3 protein-coding genes are annotated in these 4,403 nt (G+C 59.6%); all 3 read left to right on the top strand.

The annotated features are described in order from the left end of the window. On the top strand, positions 1 to 1,870 hold a 1,870-nt coding region (locus AB5164_RS09830), incomplete at its 5' end, for a YhgE/Pip family protein (RefSeq protein ID WP_368148060.1). A gap of 333 nt (positions 1,871 to 2,203) precedes the next feature. Beyond that, a complete protein-coding gene (locus AB5164_RS09825; RefSeq protein ID WP_368142411.1) occupies positions 2,204 to 3,187 on the top strand; it encodes a DMT family transporter in 984 nt (327 codons plus the stop codon). A 116-nt stretch (positions 3,188 to 3,303) separates the two neighbouring features. Beyond that, positions 3,304 to 4,403: M20 family metallopeptidase (locus tag AB5164_RS09820; RefSeq protein WP_368148058.1), on the top strand; the 1,100-nt coding region annotated here is incomplete at its 3' end.

Genomic DNA, 4,403 nt, shown 5'->3' with positions numbered 1-4,403 from the left:
CGCATACTATGCGGCTGTCGTTATCCCTAAGACGTTTAGTGCCGATATGATGACGCTCTTTTCGACCGACGTTAAGCATGCCGATATCGAGTTTTACGAGAATCAGAAGGCCAACGCCATCGCGCAGATCGTGACCGAGAAGGGTTCGAGCGCCGTTCAGAACCAGGTTAACGAATCTTTTACCGAGACCATTACGAGCATCGGTCTTAAGACGGTGTCCAGCCTGCTCGATTACATGAGCACCGACCAGGTCAGCAACTTTATCGCCAACCTGTCCTCGACGCTCGGCGATTCGATTGGGGACCTGCAAGACGTTCAGGCTAATGCTTCGTCGCTGGCGGGCATTTTGAGCTCTACGTCCGATTCGTTGACGTCGGCGAGCGGTATGCTCCAGCAGACGGGTACGGTCGATGAGTCGACCAAGCAGTTGATGGAGCATGCCAAGAGCGGCATGAGCGGTTCCAAAGAAGCGCTGAAGGCCGCCAACGACGCCATCAACGCCGCGATTGACGGAAGCGCGGGCTCGTTCGACAACGTGTCCGCCGAGCTTGCGAAGGCATTCGATGCCGCGAATCAGCATGTCGACCTTACGGTGTCTCAGCTCAACGATGCCGCGGCGGCGCTCAATACACGTGCCGACGATATCGACGCCACGGCCGACCAGCTCCGCGGCTTTGCCGAGCAGGTCAGTGACGAAAAGCTCCAGGAGAGCCTTAAATCTGTGGCAACATCGCTGGGCAGGATCGCGGTGGAGTATCGCAACAACGCCAAGGACCTGACGGCAACTGCTAAGTCCCTTTCTGACAGCATGGCAGAGGTCAACAGCACGCGTGCCGAGGTCGATCAGGCCATCGCCGATGCCAAGGCGGGCATTTCGGGCGCCAAGTCCGACTACGATTCCACGTTCTCGGTTAAGGCCAAGGAGCTCAAGAAGACGGTTTCGGGCATCCTGGACTCGCTCGATGGCATCTCGGGCGATCTGGATAGCGCCGTAGACGGCCTGACCGACGCATCCGGTTCGCTGGCAAAGGGCCTCTCCAAGGCTGCAAAGCTGGTCAACAAGGCTTCTGATCAGCTGGGCGAGGCGTCGGACAAAATCAGTGCGTTTAAGGACGAGCTCGATGGCGCCCTGATGTCGGACGACCTTGCCACGATCAAGACGATGATTGGCAACGATCCCGAGGGTTTGGCCGTGTCGCTTTCCGGCCCCGTCGCGCTCGATCGCAAGCCGGTCTATCCGATTCGTAACTACGGTTCGGCCATGGCACCGTTCTACACGATTCTGTCGCTATGGGTCGGCTCGATCGTGCTGGCGGCCATGATGAAGGTCTCGGTTGACGATGAGCTCATCAACGAGCTCATCCCCGTGCGCCTGCACGAGATCTACCTGGGCCGCTACCTGTTCTTTGGCGGTCTGGCCCTGCTGCAGGCAACGCTCGTGTGCGCGGGCGACATCCTGTTCTTTGGCATCCAGTGCGACAATCCGTTGCAGTTTGTGCTGGCGGGCTGGGTCGCGAGTCTCGTGTTCTCCAATATCGTCTACACGCTTACGGTTTCGTTTGGCGATATCGGCAAGGCGCTCGCCGTCGTGCTGCTGGTCATGCAGGTCGGCGGTTCGGGCGGCACGTTCCCCATCGAGATGACCGGCCCCGTGTTCCAGGCGATCTATCCGTTCCTGCCGTTTACTCACGGCATCAACGCCATGCATGCCGCCATGGCTGGTGCCTACCATATGGAGTACTGGATTGAGCTAGGCATTCTGGCGAGCTATCTGATCCCGTCGCTGGCCCTGGGCGTCGTCTTTCGCCGCCCGGTCATCAAAGCCAACGACTGGATCATCGAAAAGCTGGAGTCAACCAAATTAATCTAGTTACGCGGTTTTACCAAACCGCGTAACGGCTCGACGCTGCAAACGCCCCTAAGCGGCAATCTGACGTTCAATTTCAAGGGCGCGACCAGAAGGTCAGCGCCCTTTCATTTCACGTCACCTTGCTCGCTTAGGGTCGTTTTCGCTGACATTGCCGGAGCATCGAGGTTCACTTTGCCGACGCTTTAGCGGGCTGGATTGCACGGGCTGCTTGGTTGTTGCTACAGTAGCGGGGCGTGCCGGGGGTCCGGTGCGCCCTGTTTTTATTTGACCATGAGGCGGCGCGCAGCCATACGCGTGCGGACACCACGCCCAGATTGAGTGCGAGGATGTTCCATGGCCCAATACGCTGCCAACGAAATCGAAAACATGCCCGATAGCCCTGTGGCCCGTGAGGATTTGGGCGCGGGCGGTATTCCCCGGGGTGCCGGTGCACGCTCGCCGCTGTTCTGGAAAGTTCTGCTATTTTCGGTGGCGGTCATCTGGGGCTACTCCTTTACCACTATGAAGGGCGCGCTCGACACCATTCCGGTGTTCGAGCTGGTCTACGTTCGCTTTCTCCCGGCATCACTGGTTATGTTTGCCATTTTCCATAAGCGCATCATCGCTCATTTCAATGCCCGCAACCTAATCGTCGGGCTTGGCATGGGCGCGCTCATGTGGGGTGCCTACGGTTTGCAGACGATCGGCCTGGCACAGACCACGGCAGGCAAAAGCGCGTTTTTGACGGGCACGTACTGCATCTTGGTTCCGTTTGCGAGCTACGTCCTAAGCGGCGAAAAGCTTACCCGTTACAACTTAGGCGCCGCGTTGCTGTGCCTGGCGGGCATTGGCTTGGTGGCGCTCGATAGCGTCGAGTTCAATGCCGGCGATGCCATTACGCTGGGCGGCGCGGTCTTCTTTGCCATTCAGATGGCGGTGACCGCCAAGTACGGTCGCAAGATGGACATCAACGTCATCACGTTTTGGATGTTTGTGGGCAATGGCGTCTTGAGCCTGATCTCGTCGCTGTTGTTCGAGACCCAAGCGCCCTCGTCTGTATGGACGCCGGATTTTATCGGCGTGATGGCCTTCCTCTCGGTGGGCTGCACGTGCGTGGCGCTGCTCATCCAAAACGTCGGCTTGGCGCACGTCCCGGCCTCGACGGGCTCATTACTCCTATCGATGGAGTCGCCTTCGGGTGTGCTGTTCTCGGTGCTGCTGATGGGGGAGGCGCTCACCTCGCGTCTGCTTGCCGGCTTTGCGCTCATCTTCCTGTCGATTATCTTGAGCGAGACGCATTTCGATTTCTTGCGCCGAAAATCTCGCCCGCAATTGTAAACAACTTGTTGCGCCGCCCTCCCAGGGCGGCATTTTTTATGTCATGCCTTTACAGTTGTGCCTTGCACTTTACGCTATCAAAGTGCGTGCTGCAAAAACGTTACTGGAGGGCATCTATGGCACCAGCTCTGTCCGATTTTCAACCGCAACCAGCGCCTCAGGCTACCACGGCGGCGCAGACCGCTATCGGCGATGGCCTGGTCAAAGAAGCCCAGGCATTTGCCGATGAGCTCGCTGCGTGGCGACACGATCTACACCAGATGCCCGAGCTCGGTAACAATCTTCCGCAGACGTCTGCCTATATCCAGGCACGTCTGGACGAGATGGACATCCCCCATACCACGCTCGTCGACGGCTCCTGTGTTGTTGGCCTGATCGGTGCCGGTGCGGCCGCGGCCGCTCAGGGCAATGGCACGTGCAAGGACGAGCAGGCCGGAACGGTCGTCATGCTTCGTGGCGACATGGATGCCCTGCCCGTTGCCGAAGAGTCGGGCGAGCCTTTCGCCTCTACCAACGGCTGCATGCATGCTTGCGGTCACGATATGCATGCGACGGCGTTGCTCGGCGCGGCCCGTTTGCTCAAGGCTCGAGAGGCCGAGCTTGTGGAGGCCAACGCTACCGTCAAGTTGCTGTTCCAGCCGGGCGAGGAGACCTTTGAGGGAGCACGCGCTGCCATCGCCGACGGCTTGCTCGAGAACCCGCGCCCTCAGGCGGCTTTTGCCATGCATGTCAACAGCCAGTCGCCGCTTGGCCTGGTGCTCTACGGCAGCCCGGCGCTCTCGGGTGTGTACGGTTTCCGCATCACGCTCCAGGGCAAGGGCGGCCACGGTTCCAGCCCCGAGATCTGCATCGACCCCATCACGGCCGGCGTCCACGTGCACCTGGCGCTCCAGGAGCTTATCTCCCGCGAGGTGCCGGCGGCCAAGGAAGTCGCACTTACCGTTGGTAAGTTCGCCGGCGGCTTGGCGGCCAACGTCATCCCCGACACCTGCGTGCTCGAGGGAACGCTGCGCGGCTTTGATGTTGAGCTCATGGCTCACCTAAAGACCAGCATCGCGGAGGTCGTTAACGGCGTTGCTACGACCTATCGTACGCCGGCGACCATCGAGACGCTTTCGGATGTTCCGCCGCTTGTACTCGACAGCGATATGACTCAGGCGTCGCTTGGCTACGTGGGCGCAGTGCTGCCCAAGACGGCTTTCTTGCCGCTTTTCCA

It is taken from the genome of Collinsella aerofaciens (genome assembly GCF_040915425.1).
Classification (GTDB): Bacteria; Actinomycetota; Coriobacteriia; order Coriobacteriales; family Coriobacteriaceae; genus Collinsella; species Collinsella aerofaciens_BW.
The sequence above is the reverse complement of the archived record's forward strand: the minus strand, read 5'-3'. Positions and strand labels throughout refer to the sequence as shown.